The sequence below is a fragment of the Paraburkholderia sp. BR10936 genome (genome assembly GCF_040965735.1).
GTDB lineage: Bacteria > Pseudomonadota > Gammaproteobacteria > Burkholderiales > Burkholderiaceae > Paraburkholderia > Paraburkholderia nodosa_A.
Genome location: NZ_JBFRCM010000007.1, coordinates 126,578 through 141,287 on the forward strand (window position 1 = coordinate 126,578; position 14,710 = coordinate 141,287).

Annotated in this window: 14 protein-coding genes; 10 read left to right on the top strand and 4 right to left on the bottom strand. The window is 65.0% G+C overall.

Going from position 1 to position 14,710, the window contains the following annotated elements; all coding sequences use genetic code 11:
- Positions 1 to 125 precede the first annotated feature (125 nt).
- The 3 genes from AB4Y36_RS17025 to AB4Y36_RS17035 all read left to right on the top strand — a co-directional run bounded on the left by AB4Y36_RS17025 (position 126) and on the right by AB4Y36_RS17035 (position 4,846).
- The gene (locus AB4Y36_RS17025) at positions 126 to 1,502 is read left to right on the top strand and encodes a 2-hydroxycarboxylate transporter family protein (RefSeq protein ID WP_368619214.1); all 1,377 of its coding nucleotides are present in this window, start codon (positions 126 to 128) and stop codon (positions 1,500 to 1,502) included.
- A gap of 118 nt (positions 1,503 to 1,620) precedes the next feature.
- Positions 1,621 to 3,486 carry an ATP-binding protein gene (locus tag AB4Y36_RS17030; protein WP_069267049.1) on the top strand — a complete coding sequence of 622 codons (1,866 nt, stop codon included), beginning with the start codon at positions 1,621 to 1,623 and terminating at the stop codon, positions 3,484 to 3,486.
- Entirely contained in the window at positions 3,476 to 4,846 is a 1,371-nt protein-coding gene (locus tag AB4Y36_RS17035) for a sigma-54 dependent transcriptional regulator (protein ID WP_069266950.1), read from the top strand. Before AB4Y36_RS17030 ends, AB4Y36_RS17035 begins: the two co-directional genes overlap by 11 nt.
- Before the next feature lie 5 nt (positions 4,847 to 4,851).
- On the opposite strand, the gene AB4Y36_RS17040 is transcribed toward AB4Y36_RS17035, so the two are convergent.
- The gene (locus tag AB4Y36_RS17040; protein WP_069267048.1) at positions 4,852 to 5,289 is read right to left on the bottom strand and encodes a hypothetical protein; all 438 of its coding nucleotides are present in this window, start codon (positions 5,287 to 5,289) and stop codon (positions 4,852 to 4,854) included.
- A gap of 345 nt (positions 5,290 to 5,634) precedes the next feature.
- Positions 5,635 to 7,428: a hypothetical protein gene (locus AB4Y36_RS17045; RefSeq protein WP_368683635.1), complete on the bottom strand. Its 1,794-nt coding sequence runs from the start codon at positions 7,426 to 7,428 to the stop codon at positions 5,635 to 5,637.
- 785 nt (positions 7,429 to 8,213) lie between these two features.
- Between AB4Y36_RS17045 and AB4Y36_RS17050 the strand changes: the two genes are divergently transcribed.
- Entirely contained in the window at positions 8,214 to 8,606 is a 393-nt protein-coding gene (locus AB4Y36_RS17050) for a LysR substrate-binding domain-containing protein (RefSeq protein WP_368683636.1), read from the top strand.
- 72 nt (positions 8,607 to 8,678) lie between these two features.
- The gene (locus AB4Y36_RS17055) at positions 8,679 to 8,969 is read left to right on the top strand and encodes a hypothetical protein (RefSeq protein WP_368683637.1); all 291 of its coding nucleotides are present in this window, start codon (positions 8,679 to 8,681) and stop codon (positions 8,967 to 8,969) included.
- Positions 8,970 to 9,264: 295 nt separating this feature from the next.
- Here AB4Y36_RS17055 and AB4Y36_RS17060 read toward each other — a convergent pair whose 3' ends face one another.
- The gene (locus AB4Y36_RS17060) at positions 9,265 to 10,248 is read right to left on the bottom strand and encodes an aldo/keto reductase (protein WP_368683638.1); all 984 of its coding nucleotides are present in this window, start codon (positions 10,246 to 10,248) and stop codon (positions 9,265 to 9,267) included.
- A 142-nt stretch (positions 10,249 to 10,390) separates the two neighbouring features.
- On the opposite strand from AB4Y36_RS17060, the gene AB4Y36_RS17065 reads away from it, so the two are divergent.
- Positions 10,391 to 11,311, top strand: coding sequence for a LysR family transcriptional regulator (locus tag AB4Y36_RS17065; RefSeq protein WP_368605084.1), 921 nt, complete (start codon positions 10,391 to 10,393; stop codon positions 11,309 to 11,311).
- Between the two features lie 186 nt (positions 11,312 to 11,497).
- Positions 11,498 to 12,814 carry an ATP-binding protein gene (locus AB4Y36_RS17070; protein ID WP_069267047.1) on the top strand — a complete coding sequence of 439 codons (1,317 nt, stop codon included), beginning with the start codon at positions 11,498 to 11,500 and terminating at the stop codon, positions 12,812 to 12,814.
- 46 nt (positions 12,815 to 12,860) lie between these two features.
- Here the strand turns inward: AB4Y36_RS17070 and AB4Y36_RS17075 are convergent, their stop codons facing one another.
- On the bottom strand, positions 12,861 to 13,091 hold the full coding sequence (locus AB4Y36_RS17075) for a hypothetical protein (protein WP_368683639.1): 231 nt from the start codon (positions 13,089 to 13,091) through the stop codon (positions 12,861 to 12,863).
- A 366-nt stretch (positions 13,092 to 13,457) separates the two neighbouring features.
- On the opposite strand from AB4Y36_RS17075, the gene AB4Y36_RS17080 reads away from it, so the two are divergent.
- Genes AB4Y36_RS17080 through AB4Y36_RS17090 form a run of 3 tightly spaced genes read left to right on the top strand, consistent with a single transcriptional unit; the run spans position 13,458 to position 14,708 of the window.
- Positions 13,458 to 13,841, top strand: a complete 384-nt coding sequence (locus AB4Y36_RS17080) for a GFA family protein (RefSeq protein ID WP_368605083.1) — start codon at positions 13,458 to 13,460, stop codon at positions 13,839 to 13,841.
- The gene (locus AB4Y36_RS17085; RefSeq protein ID WP_176732956.1) at positions 13,838 to 14,002 is read left to right on the top strand and encodes a hypothetical protein; all 165 of its coding nucleotides are present in this window, start codon (positions 13,838 to 13,840) and stop codon (positions 14,000 to 14,002) included. The genes AB4Y36_RS17080 and AB4Y36_RS17085 overlap by 4 nt, the downstream gene beginning before the upstream one ends.
- Complete coding sequence (locus AB4Y36_RS17090) at positions 13,965 to 14,708, top strand: response regulator (protein ID WP_069266943.1); 744 nt, start codon at positions 13,965 to 13,967, stop codon at positions 14,706 to 14,708. Before AB4Y36_RS17085 ends, AB4Y36_RS17090 begins: the two co-directional genes overlap by 38 nt.
- The last annotated feature ends 2 nt before the right edge of the window (positions 14,709 to 14,710 follow it).

Sequence of the window (14,710 nt, forward strand, 5' to 3'; positions counted from 1 at the left end):
ATGCGCGCTGGCACGGCTACTGCTTTATAGAGCTCCGACGGCCTATCCCTAATAGCCCGCAGCCCTCATTAAACAAGCACCGGAGATGCGACGCAGTCCGGTCGCGAAAACGAAGGAGACATCCCGTGCAGAACAGTGCATCCGTATCCGCCGCCTCGCAGGTCAACCAGGCGGTCCCCGAGTCATCCCAAACAACGCAAACCCGCTTCTGGCCCGAAGGCTGGTGGAAGCTGATGGAAATTCGCATCGGCATCATTCCGCTGCCGATCTACGTGATCCTGTTTGCGCTGATCGCGGGCTTCGCGGTCACCGGCAAGGTGCCCGGCGAGATCTCGATGGCGATCGCCGTGCTCGCTTTCTGCGGCTTCACGTGCGCCGAACTCGGCAAGCGCCTGCCGCTGCTGCGCAATATCGGCGCGGCGGCGATTCTCGCGACCTTCGTGCCCTCGGCGCTCGTGTACTACCACGTGCTGCCCCAGCCCGTGCAGCACCTCACGGTCGAGTTCACGAAGCAGACCAACTTCCTCTATCTCTTCATCGCCTCGATCATCGTCGGCAGTATTCTCAGCATGGACCGGCGCGTGCTGATTCAAGGCTTCCTGAAGATCTTCATTCCGCTTGCGGCCGGCACGGTGGCGGCGACCATCGTGGGCACCGCGGTCGGCGCGGCGCTCGGTCTCGGCGTCAAGCACACGCTGCTCTACATCGTCGTGCCGATCATGGCCGGCGGCGTGGGCGAAGGCGCGATTCCGCTTTCCGTGGGCTATTCGGAAATCATGCACGTCGCGCAAGGCGACCTGTTCGCGCAGGTTTTGCCTCCCGTGATGCTCGGCAGCCTCATGGCGATCATCCTCTCGGGCATGCTCGACATGCTGGGCAAGCGTATGCCGCATCTCACCGGCAACGGCCGTCTGCAAGTCGGCGCGAGCGACGAACTGGCGTCGTCGAACGATGAAGCTCGCGGCCACGTGGACGTGAGCCACATCGCGGCTGCCGGCATCACCGCGATCACGCTGTACCTCATCGGCCTGATGGCGAACAAGCTGTTCGGCCTGCCCGCGCCGGTGGCGATGCTGTTCCTCGCCGTGCTCGTGAAGCTCGCGCGCGCGGTTTCGCCGCCGCTGCAGGAAGGCGCGTTCGTGGTCTACAAGTTCTTCTCGACTGCGGTCACCTATCCGCTGCTGTTCGCGATCGGCGTGGCGATGACGCCGTGGGACAAGCTCATGGCCGCGTTCACGCTCGTCAATGTCGTGACGATCGCCGCGACCGTCGTTACGCTGATGGGCACGGGCTTCGTGGTGGGCCGCCTGATGAAGATGTACCCTATCGACACCGCAATCGTGAACGCGTGCCACAGCGGCCAGGGCGGCACCGGCGACGTGGCGATCCTCACCGCCGCGAACCGCATGCAGCTCATGCCGTTCGCGCAGATCGCCACGCGCATTGGCGGCGCCATCGTCGTGACCGTGACGCTCATTCTGCTCGCGCATTTCGGCGCATGACGCGCGGCTGTGCGCCCCTCGTACGCGCCTTCGCGATCGTGGCGCCGGTGCGTCCGGCGCGCGGTATCCGCTGAACCCGCCGTCTGGCGGCAGCCAATCGACGAGGGCGAACGTGCAGATGCGTTACAAGGGCATTCCATGGTGGGGATGGGCGGCGGCGGCCGTGCTGTATGTCGGTGCGGCCGCCGCCGCGGTGGAGTTCGCATGGAACCGTGCGATCGACGCGCTGGCCGACGTCGGCGAGCATCGGCTCGATCTCTACGCGGCGAGCCTGAAAAGCGAGCTGGGACGCTTCGAGATGGTCCCCGCGCTCGTGGCGCGCCAGGACAGCGTGCGCGCGTTGCTCAAGGCGCCGCCCGCTGAAGCGCATGGCATGTTGCCCGCGGTCGATGCTTATCTCGAAGCGGTCAACAACGATGTCGGCAGCGGCGCGGTCGACGTGATCGACGCGCACGGCACGGTGGTCGCCGCGAGCAACTGGAATCAGCCGGTCAGCTTCGTCGGCACCAACGTGTCGTATCGCCCGTACTTCAAGGACGCGCTCGCGCAGGGCCGCGGCCGCTTCTTCGGCATCGGCACGAACACCGGCATTCCCGGGCTCTACTTCGCCAGTGCGATTCACGACGGCGACACGGCGATCGGCGCGGCAGCCGTGAAGGTCAGCGTCGACGCGCTCGAATCCGCGTGGCGCACGCCTGGCGAGGCGGCCATCGTCGTCGACGGCAACGGCGTGATCGTGATCTCGACCCAGCCCGAATGGAAATTCACCGCGATGCGCGCGATGACCGAGCCGCAGCAGCGCGATATCCAGGCATCGCGCCAATACGCGGGGCGCATCGTCGAGGCGCTCCGATACCGGCGCGTGGGCGACTGGAATGACAGCGCGTGGATCGGCATCTTCCCCGACCTGCGCCGCGCGGGCCGCACGGCCCGCTTTCTCGTGATGTCGCGCCCCGCGCCGCAAGGGCAGGACACGATCATGGTGCTGCTCGACACGGCGGGCGCGCGGCGCCAGCAACGGCTTGCGTTCGCGTTCGTGACGGGCGTGTTTCTGATCGCCGCGCTCTACGCGCTGTATGCGGTGCAGCGCCGCCGTGTGATCGTGGAGAAGCTCAAGGCGCAAGAAGCCTTGCGGCGCGCGAACGATCAGCTGGAAACGACCGTGGCGCAGCGGACCGCCGCGCTCACGCAAGCGAACGCGCAGATGCAGCGCGAGATCGCCGAGCGCGAACGCACCGAGCAGCGTCTGCGCGCTACGCAGCAGGAAGTCGTGCATGCCGGCAAGCTTGCGGTGATCGGCCAGATGGCGGCGGGGCTCACACACGAACTGAACCAGCCGCTCGTCGCGATCCGCACGCTCTGCGACAATGCGCGTACCTTCTTCGAGCGCAATCAGGGCGCACAAGCGATCGCCAATCTCGAACGCGTCGGCCGTCTCGTGGACAGCATGGCGGTGCTCACGAGCGAGCTGAAGGCGTTCGCGCGCAAGCCGGAAGTGGAGCGCGTGGCGGTGTCGCTCGGCGAAGCCGTCGCGCATGCTCGGCTCATCTACGAGTCGCGCATCCGCGACGAAGCGGTGCGCCTCGACGTGCGGATCGCGCCGGGCACGACGGTGTATGCGGAGTCGAGTCAACTGCAGCAGGTGATCGTCAATCTGCTCGGCAATGCACTCGACGCCGTGCGCGACGCGAGCACGCGCGTGATCGCGATCGAGGCGGGCGAGCCTGACACGCAAGGCCGTGTGCGCTTCACGCTCGAGGATAGCGGCCCCGGCATCGCGCCGGATGTGCTGGCGCACCTGTTCGAGCCGTTCGTGACGACCAAGCCGCGCGGGCAAGGACTCGGGCTCGGGCTCGCGATCACGTCGCGCATCGTCGAAGGCTTTGGCGCGAAAATCACCGCAACGAATCGCGACGAAGGCGGAGCCCGCTTCACGATCGAATTCGCGGCCGCCGAGCCGCAAAGGACAGAACATGGCAGATGAGATTCGGGTGCTGGTCGTCGAGGATGACGAGAATGTCCGCATCGGCGTCGAGCAGGCGGTGGCGCTGGCGGGCTTTCCGGTGAGCGCCTATGCGTCGGCGGCCGATGCGTATGCCGACATCGCGCCGGGCGCGCCGATCGTGATCGTCTCCGACGTACGCATGCCCGGCATCGACGGCCTGCAACTGCTCGATCACGTGATGGCGATCGACCCGCAAATTCCGGTGCTGCTGATCAGCGGGCATGCGGACATTTCGACGGCGGTCAGCGCGATGCGCGTGGGCGCCTACGACTTCATCGAAAAACCCTTCTCCTCCGATGTCATCGCGGGCCGCGTGGCGCGCGCGGTCGAGAAACGGCGGCTCACGCTCGAAGTCGAGGGCTTGCGCGCTTCGCTGCACAACTGGCAGGGGATCGAGGCGCTGGTGCTAGGCAAGTCGCCGGCCATGGCGGAGGTCCGCAAGAAAATTCTGCGTCTCGCGGATACCTCCGTGTCGGTGCTGATCACCGGTGAAACCGGCACGGGCAAGGAGTTGATCGCACGCAGCCTGCATGACTTCAGCGCGCGCCGCGACGCGCATTTCGTGGCGCTGAATTGCGGCGGTTTGCCCGAGCAGGTGTTCGAGAGCGAACTGTTCGGGCATGAGGCGGGCGCGTTCACGGGCGCGATCAAGAAACGCGTCGGCAAGATCGAATGGGCGAACGGCGGCACGCTCTTTCTCGACGAGATCGAAACGATGTCGATGGCGCTGCAGATCAAGATGCTGCGCGTGCTGCAGGAGCGCGTGGTCGAGCGCCTCGGCGCAAACGAGCTGATTCCGGTGGATTGCCGGATCGTTGCCGCTTCGAAGGCCGACCTCGCGGAAGTGTCTGCGCAAGGAGGCTTTCGAGCCGACCTGCTGTACCGGCTGAACGTCGCGCAGATCGAATTGCCGCCGCTGCGCGAGCGGCGCGAGGACGTTCCCCTGCTGTTCGAGCATTTCGTGCTCGCGGCCGCGCGGCGTTTCGGCACGCCGGCGCCGGTCGTGACGGCTGCGCAAGTGTCCGAGCTCATGACGCACGCATGGCCCGGCAACGTCCGCGAGCTGCAGAACGTCGCTGACCGCTTCGTGCTCGGGCTGACTGGCGACAGCCTGCTCTCAGCGGGCGCGGCTACCGTGAAAGGGGAGACGCTGGCGGACCAGCTGGCGTATTTCGAGCGGATGCTGATCGAGAACACGCTGCGCCGCCATCAAGGCAACGTCGCCCAGGCGAGCGAGGAGCTTGGGATGCCGAAGAAAACGCTGTATCACAAGCTGCGTCAGCTGAAGATCGCGGATCGCGACACGCAGGGCGACGAGAAGGACGACAAAGACCTCTAACCGGATTAATTGGTGCGGTACGTGGTCGTCGACGATTGCAGCCTGGTGAGCGCGCCGTTCTTGAGCCGGAACCAGCCCTCCGAGCCTTGCATCACGACTTCGTCGGGTTGCCAGAACACGCGCTTGATCGTCATGCGCGTATTCACGTGCTGCACGAGCGGCGGATTGTGGCGAAAGTCGTACAGCACCGGGCCGTATGCGGTTTGCACGAGCATGCGCGTAATCGTGCTGTTGTCGTGGCCCACTTCGTCGAAATGCGCGAGCGTCTTCGCGTCGAAGCGGTCGAAGATATCCTTGCCGAGGACCGCCACGAAGTCGCGGTCGTCGCGCACGAATTGCACCGTGCCTGCGGCGGTGGCGAACGAGCCGGTCGCGTCGCTTTGCGCATGAGCGCAGGTCACGAACGAGGCGGCGGTGAGTGCGGCGAGTAACAGTCGTTTCATGTTGCTTTCCAGTGGCTTCGCAGGATTTTCGTTCATTTCTGTCGCTGCGTCGAAAATTTTAGGGTTCGAGAGTGCCGCGAGCAGGCGTCGCGATCACGTACGCCGTGCAGAGCGATGCCCTCGACAATCACTAACCGATGAGGCCGTGAAGGACCTGTGCAGCCGGATGTCGACGTCGAATTCTCCATGTTCCGGCTCGCGGATGGACAGAGCGCAAGTCTACCGCGGCAAGCATGCCTCGCCGACGGTAAACGGAAGAGGCGCCCGGCCCGCAGAACAATGTCCGCGGGCCGGGCGCCTCGGGGTACAGCTTGTTTCGCGCGACCAGGTGGCCGCCCGGTTCGATTAGTTCGCCACGTAGCCCGTGGGCAGCGTCGCATTGGCGCTCGCCACCGAAGCGTTCTGCGAAATCACATACACCGGCGACTCGGTCAGGCTCAGCGCGACCTTGCCGTTGGTGTAGCTCTTCGTGGTCGGATTGCCCATTTCATCGAGCACGGTGACCGTGCCGCTCGTGCCGGGTGCATCCACCGCGAGGCTGTAGCCCACGCTATAGGTCGAGCTGTAGCCGGCGCTCGCGCTCCACACACTGTTGTTGTGCGTCCACAAGGCCGTGATGACCGCGCCGTTGTTGAGCTGCTGGAACGCGTAGGCGTAGACGCCCGAGGGGGTCTTCTTCACCGGACCGAGCGTGTTGGTGCCGTCGAGAATACGCGTCATGGCCGCGACGGACATGGCCGCGGGCTTCGGGCTGATGTTCTGCGCGCCATACTGACCCTGTGCGTCGGCGAGATCGAAGAACGTGCCGTAGCCCACGAGGCCCGGGAAGTCGGCACCGTAGAAGATCCAGGTTTGATCGGCGCCTTCGCCCAGAATGATCAGGTGGCTGCGCGCCACCACTGCGCCTTGCGCGTACAGGATATTGCCGGTCGGATAGTTGGGACCGTACGACGAACCGTTGTCGTAGCTGATGCCAAGCTCCGTGCTGAACAGCTTCGTGCCCGGCTTGTAGTCAGCCGCCATTTCGCTGCGCAGCGCGCGCATTTGTCCCATCAGCGAGCCGGACGCGTTGGCCGGATCGGTTTCCTGACGCTCGGGCGGGAACGAAGGCGAGCTGCCGTTGATGTCGTAGTAGCCGTGCGTCGTCACGCCGTCGATGTCCTGCGCGTAGCCGAGCGGCGCGAGGGCCTTGAGGTGATCGGCCGTGCCGGACGGCGCCGTATCGGTCGGCCCCATCACGACTGCGTGCGGGTCGGTCGAGTGAATACCTTGATAGACGGCCTGATAGAGCTGCACGAATTGCGTGTTGTTGCCTTGCCATTGGGCGTCCGGCTCCCAGGTGAGCTGGTAGTAGTTCGACGCCTGCTTCGGAAAATAAGCCGTCCGAATGAGGTTCGACTCCGTACCGATCCGGCTCATGTAGTTCTGGTAGTACGAGAGGTTACTCGGCGGAAGGGCTTCGTCCTCGAACGCGCCGGTCGGGCTCGCCCAGGCGGGAATGCCGTCCAGACGCACGAGCCGCATCACGTTGCCCGTGTTGTAGAACGGGTCGAGATTGTTGACGTTCGGGTTGAAGGTGTTGGGGCCGTTCGGCTCCATGTTGTACAGCTCGCGGTGGTCGTACGTCCACGAGATGCCGAGCGAGGAGAGCACCGAAGTGTTGTCGTCTTCGCCTTGCATGCCGAAGCGGTGCAGGTCCTGATGCGAATACGTCACAGTCGGCACGATGCCGGCCAGATTGGGCAGCACGCCGAAGGTCGCGGTACCGGCGGGGCGGGTGCCCAGTTCGGGGAGTTGACCGCCGGCGGTCGCGAGCTTGGCGGTCACGGCAAAATAGCCCGCGAGCGTCGACGAGCAGCTCAGCGTGGTCGTCACCGGGCCTGCCGTCACGCGCAGGCTGCCGCTCGTGACCACCTTGCCGAGATGGTCGCTGATCGACCAGTTCACGGTGTCGGCCGCGGGCGCGTTGGTGGTGAACGCGAGGGGAAATGCCGCGCCCGAGGCGAAGACACGGCCGCTCTGCGTGGTCGGCGTATCGACGCTCACCAGTTCGCTGCTGGAGCCCGCGCTCGATTTCACGGCGGAGCCGCAGTGCAGTGTGCCGCGCGTGGTGGTGGCCGCATTTGCGGTGGCGTCCATGGCAGTCGCGTCACTCGCGCTTTGTGCCGTGGCCGAGGCATTGGTTGCATTCGCACCGGAGCTTCCGGAGCCGCCGCCGCACGCCGCGAGGAACAACGACGACGACAGCAAGAGATAGAAGAGTTTCATCGATCGAAGAAAAAAAAGACAAAACGACGCCCAGCCGGCGACGGCGCGCGATAGCGCTCGGATGCTGGCTAAGGTCTGAAGAATGAGATTTAACGGACGCTGCACAACGGCTCGATGAGCCCTGCGCCCGCTACGTGCGCCGCGCGGCTCGCGCTATTGCGCGAACGTGCGTATCTGTCCTTGCTTTCACGTGGGTAAATCTTGCACCCTCGCTACGGCTGCCCCGTCGGGAATTCGGCCCTGCGCTGGATCCCTGAAGGAGGGGAGACGTGCGCAATTTTTTCGGACGAAGATTACGAAGTCACTGCTTGAAGTCAGACGCGCGGCGGATATTACCGATAATTCCCCCTGCCATGTGAAAATCAGACGTAACAAAATGTCACACGAATTGGCTCGAGTTTCAATTACCGAAACTTAGTCAATTTTCGCCAATAGCAAGGTATTAATTACCTCAAATGCAGAAGGTAATGCTTACTGCATGGATCGCGTGTTTCGCCTGCTATTGCCGGCTATATCGGCAGTTCTGGGATGGTCTGAAGTGTATCGATGTAATTTATTCTTTCGTCTATATTTCCCTTTTAAATTGCTTTCTGTTTTATTCGGGTCGGATTTTAATTGACTCTATTGATATTATTGGGAGCAAGTAGGGCGTCGAGTTGACCGAGGCGGGCCGTCACGCGTTTTCAAGCGCGGTGGCGGTGCACGACCAGTTGCAGTCGCTGGCGCGGGAAGTCCGGTCGCTCAGCGGCGAGGTGGCGGGCGTGGTGCGCCTGTTCGCTAACGCGTCCGCAATCATTGGTTTTCTGCCGGAACGGCTCAAGGACTTTCAGGCGCGCTACCCGCTCGTGCAGATCGCCCTGACCGAACAGATCAGCGACGGTGTAGTGCGGGCCTGTGTGGAAGACCGCGCGGACGTGGGGATATCCTCGAGCGCCAGGTGCCGATCGAGCACTTCATCGCGCCGCACGCCGCCGTCTAGATTTCCCCTCAAGGAGAAATTGGATGGCAACACTGGAATTGACCGGCCGCGTACTGTTTCTTTGCAATGACCCGGGGCAGGTCGAGCGGCAATTGAACGGCGCCGATCTGCCCGGCGTCACGCCGGACGCATTGAAAGACACGTGTCGACCGATGAGATTGCGCCGATGAGCATGCTCACGCGCTTCGACGACCGCCGCGGCCACGTGCCTTATCTCGGCTTTCAGACCGGCGAGCGCAATCCTGTTGGTATGGATTCCATACGAAATGGCGGATTCAGCGTGACCGTGGCCGGCAATCGCTACGGCAAGGGATCCCCGAAACAACTCATGCTGGCATTTGCGCTCAATAAATCGAGGCTCGTTCGCCTGATCGAGCATCGATATCCTCTACTCGTCAACGAGCGGATCACACTGGCAGCCACCGATCTCTGAGTGCGTTCCGGACGGCTCGCCAATATTTACCCGACTGATCAGCGCGAAGCCCCCGAGACCTTTCGTCAACGGGGGCTTCGCTTTTGCCAGGCGCATCGATGGCGGGCGTTCCCACGAGCTGACCCTTGCACGCGGCGATAAAACACGCCTCTGCCTTCGCGCTTCGCCGCGGGTCGGATTCGCGACTCGCGTAGTAGCTGCCAGGTTCTATCAGTTCCGGTGAATAGCGAGGGATGTCGAACCGGCGGATCTGTAGCCGGCCCATTGCCGACGAACATGGCACGTGCGCGCAGGCTCAGCGATCCACCCGCTGCTGCCACTGGGCCGGATAGCGGTCGCCCACGACCTGGATCTCGTTGAGCGCCGCTTCGATCGCGGCGAGATCGCCGGCGCTCAACTCGACACTGGCCGCGCCCACGTTCTCGTCGAGCCGGGAAAGCTTCGTGGTGCCAGGAATCGGCACGATCCACGGCTTTTGCGCGAGCAGCCAGGCCAGCGCGATCTGCGCGCGCGTCGCGCCTTTGCCGTCGGCGAGGCGGCCGAGCACGTCGACCAGCCCCGCGTTCGCCTTGCGGTTCTCCTGCGTAAAGCGCGGCACCATGGCGCGGAAGTCGCTCTGGTCGAACGACGTGCGCTCGTCGATCGCGCCGGTCAGAAAGCCCTTGCCGAGCGGGCTGAACGGCACGAAACCGATGCCCAGCTCCTCGAGAACCGGCATCACCTTGTGCTCCGGCTCGCGCCACCAGAGCGAATACTCGCTCTGCAGCGCCGCGACGGGCTGCACGGCGTGGGCGCAGCGGATCGACTGCTCACCCGCTTCGGAAAGGCCGAAGTGCTTGACCTTGCCCTCGCGGATCAGGTCCTTCACCGTGCCGGCCACGTCTTCCATCGGCACGTTCGGATCGACGCGATGCTGATAGAACAGGTCGATGCGGTCGGTCTTCAGGCGCTTGAGCGATGCTTCGGCCACCGCGCGGATGCGCTCGGGGCGGCTGTCCATGGGCTTCTTCGAGTCGCCGTCCTGAAAGCCGAACTTCGTGGCGATCGCCACCTGATCGCGAATCGGCGCGAGCGCCTCGCCAACCAGTTCCTCGTTGACGAAGGGCCCGTAGACTTCGGCCGTGTCGAAGAACGTGACGCCGCGCTCGAACGCCGTGCGGATCAGGCGGATCGCGTCGTTCTTTTCGGTGGCGGGGCCGTAGCCGAAGCTTAAGCCCATGCAGCCAAGGCCCAACGCGGAAACTTCGAGGCCGTTCTTGCCGAGTGTGCGCTTTTGCATGTCTTGCTCCTTTTTGCGTGAACTGAAATGACCGGCGCTCCTGTTCGCACGGAAGCCGCCTTCTACCCGACCGAGTGTAGGTTCCTGCAGGCCACTCAACAATGCCGCTAAACTTGCATGGGGTATTGAAGGAAATTCACAGATGGTGCGCACCGGCTTATCCGAACTGACGGCCTTCGTGACGATCGCCGAGCAGCACAGCTTCAGCGGCGCGGCGCGCGTGCTCGGCGTTTCGCCTTCCGCGCTCAGCCACACCGTGCGCAACCTGGAGGCGAAGCTCGGCGTGCGCCTCCTGAACCGCACCACGCGCTCCGTGGCGCTGACCGAGGCGGGCGAGCAGCTGCTCAGCCGCGTTCGGCCTGCCATGGCCGATCTCGAAGACGCCGTCAACGACGTCGCGACCGCGAGCAACCGGCCTTCGGGATCGATCCGCATCAGCGCCTCGGAATCGGGGGCGCGCCCGCTGATTCGCCATGTGCTGCCGGGGTTCCTCGCCCGCTATCCGGACATCCGTGTGGAGTTCGTGGCGGACTCGCGGCTCGTGGATATCGTGGCCGGTGGCTTCGACGCCGGTGTGCGCGTGCTCGAAGACGTGCCGCGCGACATGATCGCCGTGCGCTTCACGCAGGACATGCGCTTTGGCGCGGTGGCCTCGCCCGCGTATCTGGCGCAGCATGCGCCGCCGCGCGCGCCGCACGACCTCGAGCAGCACCGCTGTATCCGCTTTCGCTTCGAGAGCGGCGCGCTGTTCCGCTGGGATTTCGCGCACCGCGGCAAGAGCGCCAGCATCGACGTGGACGGGCCGCTCACGCTCGGCAACCTCAACCTGATGGTCGAGGCGGCGCTCGCCGGGGTGGGCGTGGCCTGGGTCCCGGAAACGCTCGTGGCCGAGCATGTGGCTGGCGGGCGGCTCGTCCACCTGCTACCCGAGTGGGGGCCGGTGTTTTCGGGGCTCTGTCTTTACTATCCGGCCAATCGCCATCCGCCCGCGGCGCTGCGGCTGTTCGCGCAGGCCGTGCGCGAATGGGCCGATGCCGCACCGCAGCGCAAGCCGCAAACATGAAAGGACGCGGTGAAACGAACCGACCTGCAATGTATTGTGTCCCGTGCCCGCGCCGATACAGTGGGATACAAAGCCGCTCGCGGCATGGGGTATAAACGCATCATTCCCTGCACACGGAGTCCGAACATGCACGCCGATGGACTTGCGGCCCGCCGCACACCGCCGGTTTTAGCGGGCGGCGCGCCAATGCGCGCGCTGCACTGGCCGCGCACGCTGTTCGCGCGCCTCGCCCTGATCCTTTGCGTCGGCCTCGCGCTCGCGCAGGGGCTGTCGTTCAAGCTCACGATGACCGAGCGCAACGACGCCACCGCGAACATGATGACCAATTACATCTCGCGCGAAGTCGCCATCTCCGTGGCGCTGCTCGACCATCTGCCCGCCGCCGAACGTGCCGCGTGGCTGCCGCAGCTCGCGCGGCGCACTTATAGCTTCATCCTCGGTCCCGGCACGCCGGGCGAGCCGCCCGAAGCGAGCCGCTCGAAGAACGTGGCCTCGGCCATCGCGGCGGGCCTGGGTGACAAGTACGCGCTCACGACCAATTCGGTGCCCGGCAAGCACGAACGCCTGCAGATCCACCTGCAGCTGTCGGACGGCTCGCCGCTCACGATCGATTACCGCCCGGGTCCCGCGCTACCCCTGTCGGGCTGGCTGCCGGCCGTGCTCATCGCCCAGCTCGTCGTGCTGGCGGCGTGCTGCTGGTTCGCGGTGCGCACCGCCACGCGGCCGCTGCACGAACTCGCGCGCGTGGCCGACGCGCTCGGCCCGGACCTGAAGGCGGAGCGTCTGGAGGAAGAAGGGCCCTCCGAAGTGGCGCGCGCGGCGCGAGCGTTCAACGCGATGCAGGAGCGCATCTCGGCGCACGTGGCCGAACGCATGCAGATTCTCGCGGCCATCTCCCACGATTTGCAGACGCCGATCACGCGCATGCGCCTGCGCGTGGACCAGATGGACGACGAAGCGCAAGCGGGCAAGCTCGCGCAGGACCTGCACGAGATGGAGCAGTTGGTGAAGGAGGGCGTGGCCTACGCGCGTACGCTGCACGGCACCGGCGAAGCGCCCGCCCGCGTCGACCTGGATGCGCTGCTCGACAGCCTCGTATGCGACTACGTGGATGCGGGCTCGCCCGTGACCTTCGAGCGCCGCCTGAACGTGGCGATCGTCACGCGCGTGCAGGCGCTGCGTCGCATCGTCGGCAATCTCGTCGATAACGCGCTGAAGTACGGGAGCACGGCGGCCATCGAGGTGAGCGCGTCGCCGCGGGACAAGACCGTCACGATCTCGGTGCTCGACAGCGGTCCCGGCATTCCGGAGGAAGCGCTCGAGAAGGTGTTCGAGCCGTTCTACCGGCTCGAGACCTCGCGCAACCGGGGCACGGGCGGCACGGGTCTCGGTCTCGCAATCTCGCGCCAGCTCGCCGTGGCGATGGGCGCGGAGCTCACGCTGCGCAACCGGCCCGAAGGCGGCCTGGAAGGGCGGCTCGTGCTGCGCGGCGCGCAGGCGTGAATGGCGGCGCGCCACGAGCGCCCGGTCGTGCGAATCAAGCGGTTACTCAGGCGAGCGGAATGAACACGTTGAACTGGCCTTCCTCGGGATGGCGCGAGCGATGGCCCTTGCCAATGGTGTCTTCGCACAGCACGACCGTGCCCGGCTCGCAGTGGCGCGTGTCGCCGTCGCTCGTTTCGAACTCGACCCAGCCGGTCATCCAGATCACGAACTGACGAACCGGCGTGGTGTGCCAGTCCGCCTCCTTGAGGCCGGCCGGCACCCAGCCGAAGCGCACCGCCTTCGCCGGCTCCCACGTCGACAGGTAAAGGGCGGGATGTTCGGAAAGAGCTCGAGCGGCGTGAGCGGGATATCGATGTCCTCGAAATGGGACTCACCCTGGGCGTCGGCGTAGATGCGCAGACATTTCATTGGGACCTCCTGGAGCCGTTCTCTGCGTTTCGCTCGCTATCAGCTTGCGAGCATAAACAATGCCGGTTTGTGGCTGGCCCGGCTGTGGTCATCGCCGGCCATTTCAGGTCGATATGCGTCGCGCCGGATGGGCGCTAGCGGTCATTGTCGTCCCGAATCGGGCGGGGCGGTTCCAGGTTGTACGCGGCGGGTGGCGCGCTATCCATCACCCATCGAAATAATGGAGAGCAAGATGAGCACGTCGACGAGCACGACCCGCTGGAAGGGTTCCTGTCATTGCGGTGCGGTAAAGTTCGAAGTCCACACCCCGATCGAGCCGGCCGGGCGTTGCAACTGCAGCCTGTGCCGCCGCAAGGGCGCGCTGATGAGCCCGCCGTTCGAGGGCCGCGAACTGACGATCCTCGCGGGCGAAGACGCGCTCACGCTGTACCAGTTCAATACGCGCGTGGCGAAGCACTTTTTCTGCAGGCACTGCGGCATTTATCCGTTTCATCAGACGCGCAGGGACCCGGCGCGCTGGCGCGTCAATCTCGGCTGCCTGGAGGGTGTGGACGTCTACGCGCTCGAAGCGTCGGTTGCCGACGGTGCTAGTCTTTCCCTGGTGGAGGACGCATGAAACGCCTGCTCGCCATCCTGTTCTTCGCGGCGAGCGGCCTGGCTGCGGAGATTGCGCATCCGGTGTACTGTTCGTGCATCGCAGAAACCCGTTCACGCCTCGGGCGCAAGGAGAAAAATACCAATGACGGAAAAGATGGATCACGTTCTGATCGTCGATGACGATCGCGGCATACGTGAACTGGTCGGAGCCTACCTCGAAAAGAACGGCATGCGCGTGTCGCTGGCCGCGAACGGGCGAGAAATGCGCTCGGTGCTGGAGGGCGGCGCGCCCGACCTGATCGTGCTCGACCTCATGATGCCCGGCGACGACGGGCTCGTGCTATGCCGCGAGCTGCGTGCGGGCAAGTTCCGCGCCGTGCCCGTGGTGATGCTCACTGCGCGCAACGAAGAGACTGACCGCATCGTGGGCCTCGAAATGGGCGCCGACGACTATCTACCCAAGCCTTTCGCCGTGCGCGAACTGTTCGCGCGCATCCGCTCGGTGCTGCGCCGCACACGCATGCTGCCGCCGGGCATGGAAGTGAGCGAGGCGGCGCAACTGCTCGCGTTCGGCGACTGGCGACTCGACACCACGGCGCGGCATCTGCTCGACGCCGAGGGCACGATCGTCGCGCTGAGCGGCGCGGAATACCGGCTGTTGCGCGTGTTTCTCGACCATCCGCAGCGCGTGCTCACGCGCGACCAGCTGCTGAGCCTCACGCAAGGCCGCCAGGCCGACGCGTTCGACCGCTCGATCGACCTGCTCGTGAGCCGGTTGCGCCAGCGCCTGCGCGACGAGGCGCGCGAGCCGCGTTACATCAAGACGCTGCGCAGCGAGGGGTATGTGTTCTCCTCGGCGGTGACCACGGTCGAAGCGCCGGAGTAACG